This window comes from Petrimonas sulfuriphila (genome assembly GCA_038561985.1).
In the GTDB taxonomy this organism is placed as follows: Bacteria; Bacteroidota; Bacteroidia; order Bacteroidales; family Dysgonomonadaceae; genus Petrimonas; species Petrimonas sulfuriphila.
The window spans coordinates 3,661,179-3,682,403 of the sequence record CP073276.1; the positions used below are offsets into that span (position 1 = coordinate 3,661,179).

The 21,225-nt window shown below is 38.4% G+C and carries 19 protein-coding genes and 1 pseudogene; 1 reads left to right on the plus strand and 19 read right to left on the minus strand.

Annotated features, from left to right (window positions below; translation table 11 throughout):
* Nucleotides 1–39: 39 nt before the first annotated feature.
* From istB to KCV26_15655, 19 genes and pseudogenes are all read right to left on the minus strand, one after another.
* Nucleotides 40–793 (minus strand): annotated as a pseudogene (gene istB / locus KCV26_15565) (IS21-like element helper ATPase IstB).
* Nucleotides 790–1,380, minus strand: coding sequence for a hypothetical protein (locus KCV26_15570; GenBank protein WZX36686.1), 591 nt, complete (start codon nt 1,378–1,380; stop codon nt 790–792). The pseudogene istB and the gene KCV26_15570 overlap by 4 nt, the downstream one beginning before the upstream one ends.
* Before the next feature lie 16 nt (nt 1,381–1,396).
* On the minus strand, nt 1,397–1,714 hold the full coding sequence (locus KCV26_15575) for a transposase (protein ID WZX36687.1): 318 nt from the start codon (nt 1,712–1,714) through the stop codon (nt 1,397–1,399).
* A 60-nt stretch (nt 1,715–1,774) separates the two neighbouring features.
* On the minus strand, nt 1,775–2,374 hold the full coding sequence (locus KCV26_15580; GenBank protein ID WZX36688.1) for a hypothetical protein: 600 nt from the start codon (nt 2,372–2,374) through the stop codon (nt 1,775–1,777).
* A 118-nt stretch (nt 2,375–2,492) separates the two neighbouring features.
* Complete coding sequence (locus tag KCV26_15585) at nt 2,493–3,584, minus strand: restriction endonuclease subunit S (GenBank protein WZX36689.1); 1,092 nt, start codon at nt 3,582–3,584, stop codon at nt 2,493–2,495.
* Nucleotides 3,584–5,005 carry an SAM-dependent DNA methyltransferase gene (locus KCV26_15590; GenBank protein ID WZX36690.1) on the minus strand — a complete coding sequence of 474 codons (1,422 nt, stop codon included), beginning with the start codon at nt 5,003–5,005 and terminating at the stop codon, nt 3,584–3,586. Before KCV26_15590 ends, KCV26_15585 begins: the two co-directional genes overlap by 1 nt.
* A 6-nt stretch (nt 5,006–5,011) precedes the next feature.
* Nucleotides 5,012–7,804, minus strand: a complete 2,793-nt coding sequence (locus KCV26_15595; protein ID WZX36691.1) for a DNA repair protein — start codon at nt 7,802–7,804, stop codon at nt 5,012–5,014.
* A 21-nt stretch (nt 7,805–7,825) separates the two neighbouring features.
* Nucleotides 7,826–10,525: a DEAD/DEAH box helicase family protein gene (locus KCV26_15600; protein WZX36692.1), complete on the minus strand. Its 2,700-nt coding sequence runs from the start codon at nt 10,523–10,525 to the stop codon at nt 7,826–7,828.
* Nucleotides 10,526–10,704: 179 nt separating this feature from the next.
* Nucleotides 10,705–11,673 (minus strand): relaxase/mobilization nuclease domain-containing protein, encoded by a 969-nt coding sequence (locus tag KCV26_15605; GenBank protein ID WZX36693.1) that lies wholly within the window; start codon nt 11,671–11,673, stop codon nt 10,705–10,707.
* A 10-nt stretch (nt 11,674–11,683) separates the two neighbouring features.
* Nucleotides 11,684–11,995: a hypothetical protein gene (locus KCV26_15610; GenBank protein ID WZX36694.1), complete on the minus strand. Its 312-nt coding sequence runs from the start codon at nt 11,993–11,995 to the stop codon at nt 11,684–11,686.
* A 211-nt stretch (nt 11,996–12,206) separates the two neighbouring features.
* Entirely contained in the window at nt 12,207–12,608 is a 402-nt protein-coding gene (locus KCV26_15615; GenBank protein ID WZX38416.1) for a DUF3408 domain-containing protein, read from the minus strand.
* A gap of 124 nt (nt 12,609–12,732) precedes the next feature.
* Nucleotides 12,733–13,632 carry a toprim domain-containing protein gene (locus tag KCV26_15620; protein WZX36695.1) on the minus strand — a complete coding sequence of 300 codons (900 nt, stop codon included), beginning with the start codon at nt 13,630–13,632 and terminating at the stop codon, nt 12,733–12,735.
* A gap of 279 nt (nt 13,633–13,911) precedes the next feature.
* Nucleotides 13,912–15,120: a helicase gene (locus tag KCV26_15625; GenBank protein ID WZX36696.1), complete on the minus strand. Its 1,209-nt coding sequence runs from the start codon at nt 15,118–15,120 to the stop codon at nt 13,912–13,914.
* Nucleotides 15,121–15,124: 4 nt separating this feature from the next.
* Nucleotides 15,125–15,466 carry a helix-turn-helix domain-containing protein gene (locus tag KCV26_15630; protein WZX36697.1) on the minus strand — a complete coding sequence of 114 codons (342 nt, stop codon included), beginning with the start codon at nt 15,464–15,466 and terminating at the stop codon, nt 15,125–15,127.
* Between the two features lie 318 nt (nt 15,467–15,784).
* Nucleotides 15,785–16,189 carry a hypothetical protein gene (locus KCV26_15635; protein WZX36698.1) on the minus strand — a complete coding sequence of 135 codons (405 nt, stop codon included), beginning with the start codon at nt 16,187–16,189 and terminating at the stop codon, nt 15,785–15,787.
* 14 nt (nt 16,190–16,203) lie between these two features.
* Nucleotides 16,204–17,181, minus strand: coding sequence for a nucleotidyl transferase AbiEii/AbiGii toxin family protein (locus KCV26_15640; GenBank protein WZX36699.1), 978 nt, complete (start codon nt 17,179–17,181; stop codon nt 16,204–16,206).
* Complete coding sequence (locus tag KCV26_15645; GenBank protein WZX36700.1) at nt 17,178–17,906, minus strand: hypothetical protein; 729 nt, start codon at nt 17,904–17,906, stop codon at nt 17,178–17,180. The genes KCV26_15640 and KCV26_15645 overlap by 4 nt, the downstream gene beginning before the upstream one ends.
* A 133-nt stretch (nt 17,907–18,039) precedes the next feature.
* On the minus strand, nt 18,040–19,281 hold the full coding sequence (locus KCV26_15650) for a site-specific integrase (protein ID WZX36701.1): 1,242 nt from the start codon (nt 19,279–19,281) through the stop codon (nt 18,040–18,042).
* 410 nt (nt 19,282–19,691) lie between these two features.
* A complete protein-coding gene (locus KCV26_15655; GenBank protein WZX36702.1) occupies nt 19,692–19,859 on the minus strand; it encodes a helix-turn-helix domain-containing protein in 168 nt (55 codons plus the stop codon).
* A gap of 228 nt (nt 19,860–20,087) precedes the next feature.
* Between KCV26_15655 and KCV26_15660 the strand changes: the two genes are divergently transcribed.
* On the plus strand, nt 20,088–21,101 hold the full coding sequence (locus KCV26_15660) for a virulence RhuM family protein (protein WZX36703.1): 1,014 nt from the start codon (nt 20,088–20,090) through the stop codon (nt 21,099–21,101).
* The last annotated feature ends 124 nt before the right edge of the window (nt 21,102–21,225 follow it).

The window sequence follows — 21,225 nt, forward strand, 5'->3', positions numbered from 1 at the left end:
ACATTAACTATCTCTTTTTTATTGTATTCAACTGTTTTTTTATTCTTTCTCAAGGAAAGTTTTCCGGTTGTCCATACGGTAACCGTTTCCCTCGAACCTGATCACCTCGCAACGATATAGCAGTCGATCCAGGATGGCTGTGGCTAACACTTCATCATCCAGTGTCTCCGCCCACTGGCTGGGTGACTTGTTAGTGGTGATGATGATCGAGCACTGCTCATGCAGGTGATTGATCAGATTGAACAGAGCCACCGCTTCACTCTTTTGCACCGGGAACATCATGATGTCATCTATGGCAATCAGGTGTGCCTTGGTGTATCGCTTGTAGGTGCTCATTGCCGATGAGATGATTTCTTTCCTGTTGAGCACGCCTATCAGGTCAGCCATGGTGGTAAAATAGGCCCTATAACCTTTCTTGATGGCATCATTGACCAGTCCCCCGGCCAGGTATGTTTTGCCCGTACCGCTTGGACCCATCAGCACCAGGTTGTATAGCTGATCGACCCAGAGCAGCTCCCTGAGCTGTGTCATCTGCCTTATGCCGATGCTGCTCGAGGCCTTGTAATCGTACTCGTCAAGCTCGTGTGCACGTGGCAGACGGGCCAGTTTAGTCCTGCGCCGGTAATCATTCAGCTGTCGCTGCTCCAGCTCTTTTACAAGCATGTTCTCCAGGAAGTCCGCGTATCCCGGTGTATCTATGCTCGCCTGGTGAAGCATCGGCTGCAAGTTTTTTGCTCAGGTATCCCAAACGAAGTATGCCGGCATATTGCTTCATGTTTTCTATCTGCTTCATAGCTCCATGATTTGATCGTACCGGTTTATCTTGCTTCTCTCGGGGATGTATGCATCCGTGTCATACTGACTTGTTTGAACACCGTCATGCAACACGCTTACAACAGGCAAGGGCTTCTTCTCCCGGCGTTTTAACTCCCGGTAATGTGATGCGGCTTCTTTCAGGTAAAGGGCGTTGTGGAGCCCATTGTCGAGGCAGTAATCAAGTGCGCTGCCAACGATCTCCTCACCATATTCGCCCATCACCTCCCTTATCATTTTCAGATTGTCTCTCAGATAACGGGGCTTATACTTGTGTATCTCCTCTATGAACAGGTACAAAGTGTTGTTGCCCTTCCAGATCGATAGGACTTCCTGCTTGAAGACCTCGAGCCTGGAGTTCCGATCCCGTCGATAAGTTGTGCTGCCGATTACCTTGCCTTTTTCAAGACTGACGGGGTGCTCGGCCAGAAGGATGCCTTGCCGGTTGGAAAGCGAAAGGGTGCCATCCTTGACCTTGAGTAATACCTCCGGTCCCTTCCCGTTATAGGTGCCATATGGGACCCTGTAGAAGTTCCCCTTGTAACTGATTGTGTTATCTTTTCTCACCGTGTAGGTGGGAATCTCATCCCGGGGGATTGCCGGTGAGGGGCGAAAAAAAGGAGAGATGCTCCTTTTCAATCAACCACACGTCATGGGGCAGGCGCTTCGTCGTGGCATGTTTGGTGCCGTTCGCCTTGCGCTCCAACCAGCTCAGGGCTTCCTCGTTGAGGCGATCTATATCGTGAAAGGTACGCGCGCGAAGAAAGTTGTTTTTCACGTATCCTACCACGTTCTCGACCCGGCCTTTGCTCTGGGGGATCGGCCTTGCGGCAGAACTCAACGCTGATACCGCGTTCATCCCTGTAGCGACGAAAATCATCAGCCAGGAGATAATCGCCAAGGTTCTCACTTTTCAGAAACACCGAGTCCTGATCATAGAGAAGCTTCCCGGGGATACCCTCTATATACTTGAAGGCCTGCTCGTGAGCCTGGACGGCTGTTTTCCCGGTGAAGGGAGTTGTTTGGAAAAAACACATATTTGTAGCGACTGCGTGACAGGACAAGGGCAAAAAAAATAAACCCTGCGCCTACTGCCGTCCAAACGTCGCATCTGTGCTGTACCGAAGTCAACCTGCGCCTGGCTGCCATATGCAAACTCTTCCAGGGCTTCCGTCTGGCGGATCTTCTCCGGTACAGGGATCTTCTCCTGACGCCGCACGTGCTGGACAAAGTTGTATACAGTCTTGCTGTTCACCTTCGGCAAGTCGGCGTATTTCTCCTTCAGCCGGTCTTCTATCACTGCCGCCGGCAAACCATTGTCTATACTCAATAAGGAAAGAACGTCCGGGTAATATGGCGACAGAACAAGTTCGTATACACGTTGTTTCATTGAAAACTCATGAAACTCTTCTTCACTCATCTTCTTGTACCTGGAAACAGTTCTGCGATCAACACCCAACTTTTTTGCAATTTTACTGTCCGAATTGCCCGGATTACTGGAAAGTTCTTTAACTTCGTACCACATACGTACCTTTCTAAGGTCATGTATCTGAGTCTTCATAGTGTTTGTATTTTTGTGAATTACAAATATATGAAGACTCTTCTTTAACCCTTTTTATGTACATTGCATATTGCCAATTTCTGTACATTCAATCTTGCCGAAAATTGTACATGCGAAGTTACTGATTACAATAATGCTCTTCAGATATAAATAAATCATTATCTACAAAATCATTCTGTGCTAACTTTATTATTTCTCTAGCACGATAAAATGGAATGCCAGACTTTTTCCATTCAGATTTATGAACTCTTTTACTAGATTTGATGTCAAGAATATCTCCAAGCTTGCACCATACCCACCCATCCGGCACCTCAAACGGATAATGGAATTTATCGGCAGTTGTTTTTTGGGCTTTTTGCTCTTTACTTATCCGTTCTAACACAACGGAAGCAGATTCGTCATTAGGGTCTTGTGGTACGAGTTTTCCACGTACGGCAAGGTCAAGGACTTTGGATTTTGTCTGTGTTATTGCAGTCTGTAAATCTGATTTATTTGCTTCAATCTCATCAATCAAAGCAAAGTATCTTTCAATTTCGGAAACTATATGGTGTTGTTCGGCGAGAGGAGGGAGAGAAAATGGAGCATTTCTTCCGTCATTTGTACCTAATCTTGGCATTTTAACTCCATAGCAACATTTTGCAGTATATTCCAAAAAATAATTAGACATTAATACATGCCTTGCAAACTCTGGCACAACAAATCCATTAAAATCCAAAGGCAGAATTTCGGTAGTACAGTATCCTTCAAAGTCAGCAACTAAAACTTTATTCAAATAGGTTCTTAGTTTGCTGTATAAAACATCTCCTTTTTTGAATGTATTTCTTATACTTTTGGTCTCTTTTTCGTTTTTATGAACTCGTTTTAGCAGTTTTCCTGTATCTTTTTCAATATCTTCTAAATCCAAAATCCATGCATTCTCGTTTACTTGTGATGGACTAGCCTTTTCATTTTTTCCATAATCACAGAGATAACCTAATTTCACCCACTCCCAGTTCTCCGGCACTTCAAACGGCACTTCGTTCTGATAATGTGACTTATCCTTAGTAGATTTCTTATCAGGTTTAATCTTCTTGTCTTTGATAAGTTCTTCTTTTTCAGCCTTTATCCTCGCGAGTAAAGCCGATGCCGGTTCATCGTTCGGGTCTTGCGGAACAAGTTTACCTCGTATGGCAAGGTCTAATATCTTTTGTCGTAACTGTTTTGTATCCATTATTCCTCGATTGTCTCAATTATATCTTTCAGTTTACTCATCGCATCAACGATATTAGCCGTTTTTTCTTCCATTATAGCCATCAATTCGGCTAAAGAATAATCTACAGTTTCTTCACCAGACCTTAGCCACGTGATGTCAAGGCTTGTTTTGTCGCGGGCAATCAGTTCTTCATAACTGTACTTTCGCCAACGTCCATCGGGATTTTCTTCAGAATAGGTTTCAACCCTGTTTTTGTAGCATGCAACAAATTCATCCAAATGATGACGCTGAATGGGATTGGTAGCCAAAGTATGCTTTATATTGGTACGATAATCGTAATACCAAACCTCTTTTGTTTGCGTGCCTTTCCTAAAAAACAGAACATTTGCCTTAACGCCTTGCGCGTAGAAAATTCCGGTAGGCAGGCGTAAAATGGTATGTAAATCAAAATCAGTAAGCAGTTTTTTGCGAATGGTTTCTCCCGCTCCACCTTCAAACAGCACATTATCTGGCAATACAATTGCAGCACGACCGCCATCCTTAAGCATCAGCATAATATGTTGAAGAAAATTCAACTGATTGTTTTTTGTGGTAACATATAAATCGTCACGCATGGCTGAAATATCCGTTGAACCGGCAGGTCGCGTACCGAAAGGCGGATTGGCAAGTACTACATCCACCAGCGTTGACGGCGTGCGTTCCAGCGAGTCTTGGCAACGGATAGGCGTATGTTCCGTTCCTATACCGTGCAGGTAGAGATTCATCGAGGCAAGTGTTACCACCAGCGGTGTAATGTCATTTCCGCTTAGGGCTTCGGTACGTAAAAAACGCAGTTTGTCGCTATCCTTGCTTTGCGTTTTCATGTGGTCGAAAGCTGAAAGCAAAAAACCGCCCGTACCGCAAGCTGGATCGCATACCGTTTCGGTTATCAGCGGATTGGTAACTTCCACCATCGTGTTTATCAATGCACGAGGCGTAAAATACTGTCCGGCACCGCTTTTTTTATCCTGACCGTTTTTCTCTAAAATGCTTTCATAGATTGAACCTTTCAAGTCGCCGTCCATAGAAAGCCAGTTTTCGCCTTCAATCAGCGAAATAACTTTTTTGAGAAGCACGGGCTGTTCAATTTTATTGGATGCCTTAGTGAAAATAGTGCCGATCAAGCCGTCCTGACTGCTCAGCGTTTTCAATGTTTCCTCGTATTGACGGAGCAAGTCAAGCCCGTCGAGTGTTATCAGGTCATTCCAGCCATATCCTTTCGGAATGGAACTTTGAAAGCCCAACTGTACTTTTTCTTCGTCCATTTTAAGGAACAAAAGATAAGTAAGCTGAATAATATAATCAGTAAATCCCACACCTGCCGCCGCAATAACATCGGCAAGCGTCCATACTTTTTTTATTAGGGATTGAGGTGGGGTGGTTTTTGTTTGTTTTGACATAGGTGACTAATTGTAAAATCCATATTTTTTTTCTCTTTTTTCAAACGCTTCCCTTCCTCCTTCCAATATCTCACAAACATGTTCTCTTATTCCTTGTGAGTTAAGCACTATTAAATCTTGATTTTTTGGCTTCGTATTTTCTAATGCCCCATTGATATATTGAAATTTTAAGTTATCTTTATTCTTACTATTTTTACCATTTTGATTTGCAACGATTACATTTTCAGCATCTGCACTCACAACGACATTGGGGTTATGAGTAACAAGGATGATTTGTCGCTGTTTTTTCTTAGTGCGTATATATTGAACTAATTCATTGTAGATTGCACGGTTATCTAGGCTATCTTCTGGTTGGTCTATTAGAATTGGACACTCCTTAGTGCTAAATTCAAGTAATAATTTCAAAATTACAAATGCTTGTTTTCCTGGCGACATCTCAGTAAAAATATCGTTTTGATAAGATAATTCAAAAGAAACATCAAACCAGTTTTTTGTAAAAAACTCTGTTACAACATTTTGATTGGTATTATAATTCTTATATTCAATATTACCGTTCAATGCATTACACAAAAAGTCTTTACTAATGTTTTCAGTGTCTGCTTCGTAATTATTAGCAAATTCACTCACATAACTCTGCCTTTCATACCCGCGTTGATTCAATCTGTTTTCGAGAAATGATGTGATTTCTTGTTTTTTACAATTTATTTTAGTTGTGATTTTTACTTCATCGTGTTCAATTTTCAGATTTTGTACAAGATACTCTGCATTTAATTTATAAGAGCCATGGCATTCAATAATTTGCGTAATAATAGAAGTCTGTTGAGTATTCTTCTGTGACAATTTCTCTTCAAATTTTGTTATTTCCTGCAACCTATTTCTCTCTTCTTTCAATTTATTTTGAATATCATTTAATTCTTTATTGTCGGAGTAATATTGAATTCCTTTTTTGTATATTTCTGTTTGTTTTTCGTGAATTATCTCATTTTCGTGATTTTTTTTCTTTTCCTCAGTTGCTTTTTCAAATAACTCTATTATTTCTATCCATTTCTTTTCTGTATCAATTTTCAAGTTTTTAAAATATCTATAAAGCTCATCTTTATTTAATGGATAGGATAAGTTTTCAAAATTATAATCATTAGGATATGAATTGTTGATAACAGTAGCTATTTTCATCTTTTGAAATAATCGCAAATCATTTTCAGCTTGTGCGACTAGTAACTCTTTTTCTGCAATCTTGTTTAATAAGAGTTGATATTCTTTTATCTCCTCTTGGGTAATAGTTGCATTTTTACTCAACTCTTGTATTTTCGTATTTAACCGCTGTATTTCAGTTTCAATCCCTTTTTTATCGCCTTTTTCTTTTAATAGATCTCGCAAAATTTGTATGTCTGACTGTATTTGAAATACATCTAATATGTTTTTAGAAATTGATTTTTTCAATTCATTGTTTTTCGCATTATAGTCAACTAAAAGTTCGTTTTCCTCTTTATTGCTAATAATCTGTTTTATTAAAGCATTTGTCTTGTCTGTATCCTTTGCTATATCGTGCATATAGCTTTGAGCAAAAAATTCAATATCTCTATTCGTTGCTTCTTCTCCATCTTTCCATATAACAGAAACCCCATTTAAATGATTTTTAATAAAATCATTTTCGTCATCAAGCTCTATTTTAAAGTCAATTGTTTTCGCTATAACCTTTAATAAAGTAGATTTTCCTGTTGAACGTCCTCCTATAATAGTATTTAGATTTTCATTAAAACATACTGTTCCTTTCCAAAATTTATTCTCATCTAAAACAATTTTATCAATAACCTGATAACCTCTTTTCTCGTCGGGTTTATCTTGCTGTATTTTAACTCTTTCATCGGGTTCATAGAGAATTTGTTTCAATCCATTAAAAGTTAAATCTGCTTTTATCCAACAAAAACGATCGTTGTCAGGATTAAATAACTTATTTTCTGTATGAGCATCAGAACCATGTATACATGGTTTTAAGGAGCCACACTTTTGTTTAACTGACTCAGGCGAATGTGTGGGATGTTTTCCTGCAAAAAATAAAATATCATTATTATTAGCAGAAAAGATACAGTTAGATATTTCATAAATAGTCTTTCTTACTCCGTCCAATGCACCGTTTTCATTTTCAAATAAGTCATAATGTTTTTGAAAGCCTGAAGCTCCATCATTGCTTGAATTACTAACAACAACAATTACATTTTCACGCAAATTAGTATTATTAGTAAGTAGCTTTTTTAAGTTTTCGTGTGAAACGACGAAGTTCTTTACACCTTTTTTGTATGCAGATTCATCATCAGTTATAGAACTATCCAAAGACTTACCTAAAGAAACAATTCCAAATCTATTCATCAGATACTCTTGAATCCCGCCTATATGTTTTAATGTATTGAAAAAATCATTATCTAAACTATACACAAATTCTGGATTGAAAATACAATGAATATTTATTAGTCTGCCCGTGTCAGTTACAGGTAACATCCTTAGCTCTACATTTGGTAGTATGAAAATTTTGGAAATTTTTCTTTTTTCTTCATTAGTAAAAGAAGTATTAGTATTAATTTTTCTTTGAAAATCAACAACTCGTTTGTAGTTTTCTATACAAAAATAATCCGTAATACCAATCGCTTCGATATCTTTTTCTATGGCTTTCTTAAACATTGTAATACAAAATGTATCAAAATCAGCACTTTCAAACTGATCATTCTTGTTAGTACCTTTAGTATGTACATGCAAATCCCACTTTCTCCATTCAGAGCCTCTTACAAACATTTCTTTATTCATAGTTTTTAATTTAAATTCTTTTTATCCCACTTTTAACATCCACCCGCTTAGACTTCCCAATACTTCATTTACCACGTTAGCCGATCCAAAACTTTTGACCAATTGTGCAAAAACGGTTAGGTTTTCATCTCGCAATTCAGTGTTGGTGTAAGTGCCATTGGCAACGATATACCCGACTATTTGTCGCATTATCTCTTTTTGTGTTTCGGTCAACGGACGCTGTATTTGTCCGCACCAAAGCTCAAAGCGTTGCGATGCGAGGGAATGAAGCGACCGCAGTTCCGGTATCATTTTGAAGGCATAACGCACCAATTGAATGAGATTTGTCAGGCTTTCACGCTCGGTTTGAGTTTGCAGTTTTACCACTTTGTTATCTTCGATAACGGAATACGAACTCCACAAACGCAATGGAGCAAATCGGGAGTCAGCCGACAGCAATTTGTTTCTTAAATCAGCGAGTAACGCGTATGTAATAGGCTCATTTTTATTGTTGTATATAATTCGCAAGGCTTCAATTTCGTCACGATGCTTGTTGACATATTCTTCAAAAGCCTGTGTGGTAGAAATAGCTTCTTCTTGAGAAAATCCTTTAAATATCAATGTATCTTCTCCCGGAATGAGAATATTCAGGAATCCTGCATTCAGTGTCAAAAGATATTCGCGGGCTTGCGGATTATTTGCCAAAGATGCCACTAAAGATTTTCGCTCTGTATTGGGTTGATTGGTATTGACAAAGGCGGGTAAGTTGTCATTTTCCAACGCGTTAAAAATAAAAATCGCCAAATCATACATCGTAACAGAGGCAATATTTGCAAACTCAACCCTGTGTTTTTCTTTGCTTTTTGCATTTATCCTCGAAAGCCGACTTGCCAGCAGGTTTAAATAATCATCAGAAAGATATCCGTGTGTAATTTGCTCTAACAGTTGTTCCAATGTAGGATTTTTGGGGACAATAACACCGCCTTCTTGAGGCTTTGGAATATATTTTTCACTTTCGGTAACACCTACCGCATCTACCAAAAAGAACAAATCTTTGCTTTTTGCATTAGGTGTTACGTTTCGCAACTGCTCATCTCCAATAGTACGCACGCCACGACCTTTCATCTGGGTATAGAGAATAGACGAGTGTACATCACGCATAAACAGCAAAATTTCCAACGGACGAATGTCGGTTCCTGTGGCGACTAAATTTACCGTAACGGTAATTCTAAATGTTTTGTCGTTTCTAAATCGGCGAATTAGCTCATTGCTATCGCCTGTCGAATAGGTTATTTTTTGTACAAAATCAGCTGTTTGATTGGGAAATATATCTTTTGTAATTTCAACAATTCGAGTAGCGTGAGCATCGTCTTTTGCAAAAATCAATGTTTTAGGAATGTACGCTGTGTTTGACTCTCTTTCAGGAAATAAATCCGTGTAGATAGAATTACGGAATTCTTCTAAAACCAAACGAATTTGGGCCGGATTTACCACGGAACGGTCTAATTCCGTTCTTAGATATTCTGCAGGAGCTTCGGCAACCACATTTTTTATTTCGCCGGTATATTTGGTGATTTCCGTAGTGTTCTCGTTTTGCTTGATAACTCCACCTTCTTCGGTAACTTTAGTCTTGATGCGGTAAACACGATAACCTACATTAATGCCGTCCGCTATGGATTTTTCCAACGTGTAATTGATAATCAAATTATCATTGAAAAACGCATTGGCTTCGGGTGTAGGTGTGGCCGTTAAACCTATAATTCGAGCCGTATTAAAATAGTTAAGCACCTGTTGCCATTTTCCGTAAATGCTTCTATGACATTCATCTACAATAATTAAATCGAAATAATCAGCCGGTAATTTTAAATCATCATCAAGCGTAATTTCCGTTTCTTCTTCATGAAAATCATCTTTCTCATCGTCATCAACGATTTCTTTACCTGTAAGCATAGCAAATACACGTTGAATGGTAGAAATAACGACATTGGTTTCGGGTGGAATATAGGCTGATTTTAGTCTTTCTACCGCAAAAATGGTATTAAAAGGTTCACCCGTTTCCGTTAAACGAAAAGCTCCAAATTCACCTTCAGCCTGTTTGCCTAAATTATTTCGGTCAACCAAAAACAATATCCGCCGAATGGGTGTATAGCTCAACAAACGGTACGCAGCCATGCAAGCGGTATATGTCTTGCCAGCACCGGTAGCCAAAACCATCAAAGCACGCTTCTCGCCACCACGAAAACTCTTTTCCAATTCAATAATCGCTTCATATTGACAAATGCGAAGTCCTTTAGGAGATAAATACGGCAATCCTGCAAATCCATTTTCTATGCCCGCCATTTTCGCTATCTCCTTAGGCGTATGCATTTGAGTCAAGGATTGATAGGATGATTTTTTGTCTCTTATGTCACGAAATAATATTTCTTTACCGTTTGAAATATAGACAAACGGCAGAGGCTTTCGCCAATATTGATACCATTTTAGAAGTTTATGCGTGTAATTTTCAGCTTGTTGAATTACAATTTCCGACAATGAAATATCAGCCCTTTTTGCTTCAATAACACCAATCGCTTTTCCCTCTATAAACAGCAGATAATCAGCTTCAAGATGACCTTTTAAAATGCCTTCGGTTACAGCAACAGCCGACTTGGTAGGAGAATAATGCTTTCTATCCACAACTTCCCAACCGGCATCTTGCAACTTTCGGTCAATTTCAACACGGGCTTTTTCTTCAGGTGACATTTTTTTATTCATATTAAAATGAAAACTTCTGATAATATTTAATTATCAGAAGATAGATACAAATGTAAGAAAATTAATCGAGTTTTAGATTATTTTGCATCTGAAATGTAAATGGATATTCTATTGCTTAAAAATCATCAATTTAATGTTTTTTGAGTGAAGATTTTACTTACCCTGAATCACATCCTTCTCCCCCTTCTCTTTTTCTGCTCCGCTCTCAATTTCCTTTGAAAAGCCGTTTCTGCATAATCTTCCCCGTGAACGTTCAGTAAGTTGCCGATGCCGGAAGAAAATTCGGTTGTGATGTTGAAGATGGTGTCGAAAGTGGATTGTGTGAGTTCTTGCGTTTGTGGGCTGTAAATCGGCACGGCGGTTTTTCCTATTTGGGGTTTCACATCTTCCAAACCAAATTGGCGGAACAGTGAACGGTAACCAAATTCCCGCCCGATTTCCGATGCTTTGAAAGTTTCGCCTTGGTACAGAAAGCGGAAACCGTAGGCTGTGCCTTGCTTGTTGCGCATCGTTTCGATATGGATGCCGTGATTTCTTAATTCGCCGATGAAAGCAAGAAAACCCTTTTTTCCGGTGCCGACTTTTTCGCCAAGCAGTTTATAGGCGATTTTCCGCACTTCATTCTTCTTGGCTTCTCGGGTTTTATCGGCTTTGGGGCTTTGGTATTTCTTTTTTGCCACCACTTTATTGGCAATGGTCAAGCCTATTTCACGGCTGATTTCTTCGGCGGTGCGTGATGCCCTATTGCTCACAAAATCGGTCTGATAAACCTTTCCGTTCAACCCGATGCGGTTGGCAATTAAGTGGATATGTAGATTGTTGGTGTCCTTGTGCGTTACGGCAAACCATTGATGATTTGTAAGTTCCATTTTTCGGGTAAAATCGTGGACAATCAGCATCAGTTCACCATCCGAAAGTTTATTACGGTCAGCAGGTGCAATGCCGATTTCAAAGCGAAGGAATTTGTTTTTGCACCGTGTGTTGTGCCGTTGCATCCACCTCATTTCCTGCAAAATTTCTTCCGGGCGCTCGCTCGTCAGCAAGTTTTTATCGATAAAATCGCCTAATTTTTTATCCCGCAACACATACTCAATCACGGTTTTTCCGTGCGAAACGGCTTTGCCTTTAGCTATCATTTCTCGTGAATTAGGTGTTGAAAAACTGCTTGATTACTGCCTTGATTTCTGAAATTAAGACCTCGATTTCGGTGTATAATCGGCCGTCCCGACTTTGCAAATAGTTGCCGATATAGGTAAATTTCTTGGCGTAGTCATACAACATTTTGATGCCGTATTCCTGCAATTCCGTGAATTTCGGCGGGGCTACAACCTTGCCTTTTAGGAGCATTTCCCGGGCAAATTCAGACAGGGTTTTCCCTACCGATTCAGCTCTACTTGCTATCCGTTTTTTCTCCTCCGGCGTGCATCGGATTTTCAGTTCTGATGATTTATTTTCCATAAAAAAAAGGTTTTTCGACATGAAAAATAACATCCATTTTGACTGACGAGAACGAAGTGATTGCAGTCTTTTTTCCCACGCCCGAAGCGGGGCAAGATACAGTTTGTGGGAACAAACTGACGTCTTGCCCCGCTAATTCGAAAGTTCTGCCATGTGTTCGATTTTCTGCTTGCTCGGTAGGCTTGCTTGGCTTGCATTGCTCGTGGACAGGTTATAATTTTTTCCATAGCTCGATTTCTTCTTGATAAGTATCTAAATGATTCTTTGCCATGTTTTCGATAAATCCCGAAACGCTTGAGCCACGTTCACCCAGTCGGCGGACAATTTCATCCAATCGGTCGCGGATGTCTGCGGAGAGGTATACGGTCTTTCGGTCGGTGATTTTGGGAGGATGCAGGAATTTATTTTTGTACTCTTCGAGCGAAGCTTTGCGCTGTTTTTGGCTGTTTCGTCTGGCAACAATGGTTTCCGGTTCAGTTGATTGCTGAGTCGGCTTGCTTGGCTCGGTTTGCACTTTATTGACAAACGGTTTTTCGTTTTGTTTTTCTTGTCTCTTTTCCAGAGGCTCATTGGGTCTCGTCGATTGGATTTCGGTCGGATCGTCGTCTGCCATTTTCCGGATTTGTTGGGCGATGGCTTGCTTGCGTAGTTCTTCGATGGTGGACATAATTTTATTTTTTGTGTTTACTAAATATTTGTGTCATAGGCGATGTCACAATTGAGTATTAATTCATTTTTTATAGTCTTATTCCTCTGTTTTTATTGATTTTCGGTAAAGTTTCCTGTTGATTTTTCTCCATTTTCTTTTCACACAAATAATCGTTCACATCCTTAAATTCCGCATATCTTTTTGAAATGTCTTTTACGGGCAAATTCATTTTTTGCAGTTTTTCCAATGCTTGTTTTCCCGCATCATCGTTGTCCAAAAAAGCGTTGATTAAATTGTGTTTTGAAAGAAAAGGGAGTGCTTTATCAATATTGTTTACCGAATTGAGAATAACGGCTGAAACATCTGCTTGCTTGGCTTGCAAAGTCAGCAAACTGAGATAATCCATAAAGCCTTCGAAAAGATGCACCGTTGAAGTTTTTCGGTCGAAAATGGTGATTTCTTTGGGCGGGATACAGCCTTTGAAGTAAGGATTTAGCGTTTCATAACCGCCCTTATCGTTTGGGAAAGCGATGACGAAGTATTTCTTTTCGTTTAGCGTGTAATGGGCTTCTTTACAGTAGCTTTTTGCTAAGTAGGTCGGAATTTTTCGTTTATGGAGCAATTGGATTAAAGCCGGATGAGTGAGTGGTTTCAGGGTTATATTTTCAATTCTTTCCAAGGCGTTTTGCTGGCGAAAAGAAAAAGATGCGGACGGCAAAATCGGCACAGCTCGTTCGATGGCTTGCAAGGCTTCGGAAACGCTGTTGGTGTTGTGTAACTTCATTGCAAGGTCGATGATATTGCCTTTTTCGCCACTTCCGAAGTCGTGCCATTGGTTGATGTTACGATTTACTTTTAGCGAAGGTTCGTTTTCATTTCTGAAAGGCGAAATGTACCAAAGATTGTGTCCTCGTTCTTTGGCAGGCATTATCCCGATACGGGACAAATATTCTTCGATGCGGATTTGTTTGGCTTGTTCGGTGTTCATTTTATAAAAGTTTAGTAGCTGTTTTTTCTTTTCGTCAGTAAAAATTATTTCTCTGACTTAAATTGTGTAATGAATTTGATGAATTGATGAGAATGGAACTAACTCACTTATTTACAACATCTATTTCACTCCTTATTCATTCATCATTTTATAAGGTGAGTATATCCCGAGGTAATTGGGTAAGTCTTTTTTCTTTCACCGTTTTTCTTTGATGAGCGTTTGATGAAGCATTGATGAGACTGTATATAGTTTATATTTAAACATATAAGTAATAATTCATCAACTCATCAAAAAATAAGCATACAGAAATTCTTTCGATACGGTATAAAATCTCCCCGTTTTCTTGGTTTCACTAAAAGAGGAACCACCGGACTGGTTGCCGGTCATGCTGTAAGTAATGTATGTAAGTGTATTAGGACTGGGTAATATCTCCCAGTGGTTTTTGATGATTTTCCGCAAACGGGAAATATCGGCTTCGATGCCGTGAAACATCAAAAGCGAGCGCAAATCGCTCAAGCAAAAACTAACACTTTCAACCTGTTGCGTATCCATTATTTCCAGCAACAACTCTTTAATCTCTACTTCCAAGGCATTGCGGTTGTAGTCGATGATGCGTTGCAGAGCATCTGTGTGCAAAAGCGAATGCTCAAACCACATTCGCGATTTCTTTTCGGTAGAGAGTTTCCGATTGGAAAGGAAGTGCAAAAACGCCGGGATTTCTTCTCGCAGTTTGTGCCTGATTTCCGTGTTAGCTTTACCCAATATAGGTAGTTTCCGCACCCAATAACGAGTTTCTCCGGGTTGTATCATAATGGGATTAAGTTCATTATTGGAACACAGTAGAAATTTCCCAAAAAACACGGTTTCTACACGGTCTTTTCCTTTGGCTTCGCTTTTGAACTGAAAGGCAGTACTCAGGTTTTTTAACCGCTCGCTGTCTTGTTGCTTGTCAAATAAAACTTCTTCAATGCCGATTAACAGTTTGTTTGCCCAATCGGAATTGAATTGACTACGAAAATCTTCGTTGGTATTGAAAGTCATATTTTTACCGAAAATATCTTTCAACAAATTCAGAAAAGTGGATTTTCCCGTATTGCGTTCTTTTGACAAAAGCAAAATTATGGGAAGTTTTTCCACCGGATGCAAGTACAGTAGCTGAATGTAGTCTAATCCCATTTCGTACTGCTCGCCGAAAACGTGGCGGACTACGGATAGAACGGTTTGGCAGTCGCCCGGTTTAGGCGAATACTCAATCGGTTCGTACAAATTGAAGCAGTTCCCTACCCTCTCTTGGTATCGGGTGTGAGAGGGGACGATGCAAAAGTCGTCATATTTGGGAATTTGGCTGATAAAGTCCTTTCCGTGATCTTGACGAATGGTTTCTATGCTCCACACCACACGCACTTTTGCCATTTCACCCGACAAGAGTGGCTTTTCCACGATTTTGTAATAAGTTGTTCCCACACGGATATAAGTATCGTTTTTCATCGGATTAACGTATTTTTCGGCGGGCACTTTGGGCGACTACGCGGATGGTTTCGGTGGCATCGTATTTGGGTTTTGCTTGACTTTCAGCCCACTCCAATATTTCTTTTCGAGAGAAAACGAGCTTATTGTTGTACATTTTATGGGGAATTTTTCCTTCGGAAGTAAGTTTATACATTTTTCCTTTGGAAGTTGGGTAGCCGTTTTCGGTCAAAACCTGCAAAGCGGTTTCGAGGTTTACCGTATCGGCTTCGGTTTTCTTTTCTTCTCTTGGAGAGGTCAGTTCGATGACTGCTTCTTTTACAATCAAGCGAAGTTCTTCGGGAGTAGTTACGATAATTTTGTTCATCATTCATTGGTTTTAATTTGTAAAACATTCAATTAAATGCCACAAATTAAAACCATAAATAACTGAATATCAAATTAAATAAATGGTTTACACAAATCCACTTAAAAGAATTATAGGGAGTTATAAGGAAGTCTAAGGAACAATTGCAAACCAATAAAAATGCAAATTACTTTACACATTAACACTTTTGAATGTCAATCAAAGCCAACCAACGCCAAACGTAAAGCAGTAAAGTTCTTTCGTTAATAATTCAAAAAACGCAGTGGAATACAAATCAAAATTAATCGATAAAATGTTGTATAAAAGGATATAACGGGATTATTTTTGTCTTAATTCTTCTAAGCTGTTCAGAACTGAAATAGCCGTAAAAGTTCTTATTTCTATGCCATGATAAAATCCAATTGTGCCTCTTTCTATGATTTCCGCTTCAATCCAGCGGTCTAATGTAGGGCGAGAAATACCTAAAAGTGCACTCATATCTTGCTTGGTTAATTCCGCAAATTTGTCTGTACCATTTTTTTCAATGTATTTTTCCAGATTTTTGATAGCGGTCTCGATACTTTCGGGTTTGGCAGTATATACTGGCTTTCGTTGTTTTATGCTGACAATGGCATTTCCAATATCAAAATCTTCAAACTCGGGCATAGATTTCAGTTCTAACACAATAGTGTCAAAGCATTTTAAGTCTGAAAGGGGAAGAGTTTTTATGCGGGGGCGTGCCATGGATAATCTTTATTTTACAGTTTTACATTCCAACTTACGACGGACATTCTTTCACGGATACTCTCCAAGGTGTATAGGACAACATCACTACTCGGAAAATCGCCATAAACCAAATCTCTGAAACTACCGTTGTAGGTTGCTTCTAATTGCGACCAAACATTCGATAAATCTTTGAACATCAGTGATTGATTGGGATGATGAACCAACCATTCATTGTTGTTTCTAAAACTTTTCACATCATCGTTAGCTACTTTCAGTAACATGGCATCAAAATCGGACGAATTGAGAAAGTTGAAAAATTCTTTTTGTTGTAAAAGTTGGTGTAAGTCGTAGGTATGACGAATTTTATTTCTCAAATCCTCAATGGGCCTTTCGCCATACGAAAACCGCACTAAACTCATTATCTTTTCACAAATTGTTCTAACCGGTTCGAGAACTTGAATAGTAAATGCCTGCATGTCATACTTTTCAACAAGTTCCGTTTGCCCAACATTGAGCATCATTTCTCCAACAAAAGAATTAATGTTTTGATTTGTAAATGGCTCGTAATACCCTAACCAAGTTGCTTCTATTACAATTACATCTCGTATTTGTCCATAAGCACCCGAAAATTCTTTGCTATAACTGTGAGCTGTTTTTCGACTCATCCCCACTTTATGTGTCAAGCCTTGAATTTCGATTTCCGGAAGCGTATCATTTATTGCATTTTCAACATCTTTTAATTTGCGTTTCAGCTTATTATCGGTTTCGTCTTCTCGCCGAATCACTACCAGATCTATATCTTCAGAAAACCGATTAATCATTTTAAAACATTTAGCCAACGAAGTTCCGCCCTTGAAAATGGTATCTCTTCCGATTTCGTTACTGAAAATTTCTTTTAATGCAAACGTAACCCAATAGTCCTTTTCTACATAGATTGTGGGGATATTCATTTGTTGTGCGGTGATGCTGACAGCATCTCGAAACAGTTTTTTATCCGTGTGAAGTTTCATACAATATTCCATTTTTCAACTGTTGACAAATCTACATCATTCAATCCTAAATCTATTTTCGTCAACGGGTTAATACTGTTTAATAATGGCATCGTAATGTTTTCGGGTTTACTTAAATCGTCGAGAATTGCTCCCAATAATGCCCGCACTCTTGGCGGATACAACAGGGCATATTTAATCAATCGGACAATCTCTTTTTCATCCATTTCAGCAATTTTTGCCGAAAGAATTTTTACGGAATTTTGAACTGTGGTATCCGGTATTTTCCTAATATCTTTTATTGCGTCTAAAAATCCTAAAAGGGCATAGTTATTTTCTGTTACTTCCGCGTAACTCTTTACAGCATCTGCTTTCAATGCTCCCCGATTAATGTTTATTCGCTTGCTTCGAGATGCAATTTTTACACGAACAGCCAACTGTGTGGTTAATCCCATCTGATTATACAAATATGTTCCTGTAACGTAGGCAATTCGTTTTCCATTCTCATACAAAAATGGTCGTAGTTGCTCGTTGTAATCGGGTTTCAGCTCGCCAAAAGCAGTTTTTATTGGCTTATAAAACACCCCATTGGACATTTTCTTGATTAAGCCTTTGCCCTGCAAACGCTCCAGTATCTTGGCGGTTGATTGGAAGTCTTCTCTGCTAATATCTAAATCGGGATAACCGAATGTTTTGCCTTCGGGAAACCGTTTTATTTGTTTTTGTATTTGCGTTGATAAGTTCATAACGCAAAGGTAATAATTCTTTTGATAATGTCAAGTATTTCGCTCCATTTACTTGACAAGTTATTTCAATTAAAATAATATTTTGTCCAGTTTATTACACAAAAAATTGGACATTCTCTTTTCGACAAAGTATCTATTTTCCCGAGTTATATTGAAGTAACAAGCTGTTGAAACTCACTCGCTCTTCCTTAGTATAACTATCAAAGTAGTTTTGAGTAACTGTTCGTTTTGAATGCCCCAGTTGCTCGGCGATAAAACTTTCCGGTACTCTTAATTTTGCCAAAATCGTAGCATAAGAGTGTCGTGCCGTATAGGTGCTAATACCGTCCATTAAACCTATTTTCTTTGCGATAAGTTTGATTTTTTTATTCGTTAGACGTATCAGATTTTGAGTTTTGAGAAATCGCTCTTGTTCCGTGTTAGTATCGTTGAGAAAGGGAAATATGTAATTTTCCTTGTCGGTGTTTTCATTTCCGTGTTTATCAATAATCTTCTGCATCGGCTCTAAAATCGGCACAACAATATCTTTTTGGTCTTGGGTGGTACTTTTCGTCTTTTGACGGATAAAATAGATTTCACCGTTCATTATATTTTTGTACTTGAACTTGCAAATGTCATTAAAATTCGCACCACTACAATAAAATGAAAACAACCACATATCGCGACATTGTTCGGCTACTACATCATCGCAATCGTAAGTTTCAAGCAAGTGAATATCGGACAACTGCAGAGCCATTTCCCTGCCGGAACCCGTTGGGACAATGTACTTCCCTTTGCCGAAAGGGTATTTCGCCCCGGTTAAATAAGGGTCCCCTTCATTATTTATAATTGCACGTAAGCATCGCATATAAATTCCAATAGTACTTCTACGCAATTCTTTTTTCTCCATATCCTGTTGATAATCTTTCAAGAATTTAAATGTTATTTGAGAAAAAGATATATTTTTTCCCGCAAAAGATTCTAAGCTATTTATGGCACATTGATAAATGATGGAATTCGATATTTTTTCGTCTTTCTCTAATTCTTTGATTTTAGCATTAAATGCATCATTTACAGATAAGATATCTGATTTTCCTAACAAATAATTGAATTGTTCAACAGAAAAATTGTTATTTCTAACCAACTCATTGATTTTATTAATAAGAATTTCGTTGAAATAATAATTCAAATCCTTTCTAATCTCAACTAACGACACAATTCGTGAAGTTGGTAAGGCATCCCACTCTTCTTTTGTTAAATATTTATTAATTGGATAATAAACTCGTTTTCCACGATAATACAATCGCCACCTTAGTGGATATTTTCCATCTTTGTTTGCTCTTCTATCGTCAAAAAACAAAGAAATTGTCCCGTTTGTAAATTCATATTGTAGCATAATCGTTATTTTTGCACATTGTTATATCTAAAACCATTTATTTAAGAGAAAAGATGGCATATTTTTCGCACATATCTCGCACATAATTCGCACACAAAGATAGGAAAAGCATAGAATATAAACAAAACGGATAGAACACAAAATCGAATATAATACTCATATACAATATGATAAATAACAATTAAAAATAAATAAAAATGAAAGAAATAGATATCTTTATGCCTTACAAGCAGAGGGTCGGCGGTTCGAATCCGTCAACGCCCACACCTAATGATCAAGCACTTATCGATAATTTTCGGTGAGTGCTTTTTTCTTTGGGTTAAACATAGGTTAAACTTTATATTATAATAGGATTGAAGAATCGACAAAAATCCTTCTTCATATCCCAAAGCTGTTTCTATTTTTAACGCTTACTCTGTTGTAAGATTACGCTTTCCCATAATAATTGCATTGATGGCTTGATAGGGAACATCTATTTTCTCTGCCAAACTGCGTTGGGTAATATCCTGTTTCTTCAAGTCCCTTTCTATTAGTTTTCCGGGATGAATGCCTTTTAGTATGTTGATACGACTATCCATAAATTTAGCTCTTTTGGCAAAAATACACATAAATAAAATCGTTTACTTTGGCGACACTTTTAAAATAAATGAGTACTTATTTCAACTAATTTTCCTATCTTTACATAGGTCGTGTACAGCGTTCCGGTAAACCTCCTGTAATATTTGATTACCGGGATTCTAAAATAGATTACTTTGATAAGATGTTCAAGCAAAGAAATAGGTATTACAATAAACTGAGAAAATAATATGGAAAATAATATTATTCTTTACACGACTCCTGATGGATATGTGAATGTACAAGTTCAATTCGAAGATGATACATTTTGGCTTACGCAAAAGCGTATGGCAGAACTATTTGGAGTAAATGTGAGAACGATCAATGAACATTTACAGAATATTTACAACTCAGAAGAATTAGATAAAGAGTCAACTATCCGGAAAATCCGGATAGTTCAACGGGAAGGTTCCAGAGAAGTCTCCCGTGAACTGGACTTTTACCATTTGGATGCAATCATTGCTGTTGGTTATCGTGTCAATAGTTATCAGGCAACACAATTTCGGATCTGGGCTACGAATACGCTTAGAGAGTACATTACCAAAGGTTTTGTTTTAAACGATGAGATGCTGAAGAACGGACGTTCGTTTGGTAAAGACTATTTTGACGAGTTGCTTGAACGTATCAGGGAGATTCGGGCAAGTGAACGCAGGTTTTATCAGAAAATTACAGATATCTATGCTACTGCTGCGGATTATGATAAAAACGCTCCTGTAACCAAAGACTTTTTTGCCACTGTACAGAATAAGTTACATTGGGCAATCACAGGAAAAACGGCTGCTGAAATTATTTATACTTCAGCTGATGCAACCAAACTATACATGGGATTAACCAACTGGAAACAAGCTCCTGATGGAAAAATATTAAAATCGGATGTTACCATTGCTAAAAATTACCTCAATGAAGCACACATCAGGGAATTAAACCGGATAGTATCTGCTTATCTGGATTTGGCGGAAAACAGAGCGGAACGGGGAATAACAACAAATATGCAGGATTGGGCTAACTTTTTAAATCTCTTTTTGGAGCTGTCTCAATATCCTATTTTACAGGACAAAGGTAAGGTCTCTGCTTTAGAAGCAAAGCTAAAAGCAGAACAGGAATATGAAACGTTCCGAAAGATTCAAGACGAATATTATCTTTCCGACTTTGATAAAGAAATAAAGAGAATCAAAGGAAATAAGAATAATAAAAGAGACTCATAAATATTTTGCAGTAATGTACAAAATGTGTCCTCTTTTGTAAATTATTTGCGTTGATAAATAAATATTGATTAGTATCCGGTAAACATTTCAACGCTATTAATTACCCCTTTGTGAAGTAAAAGTG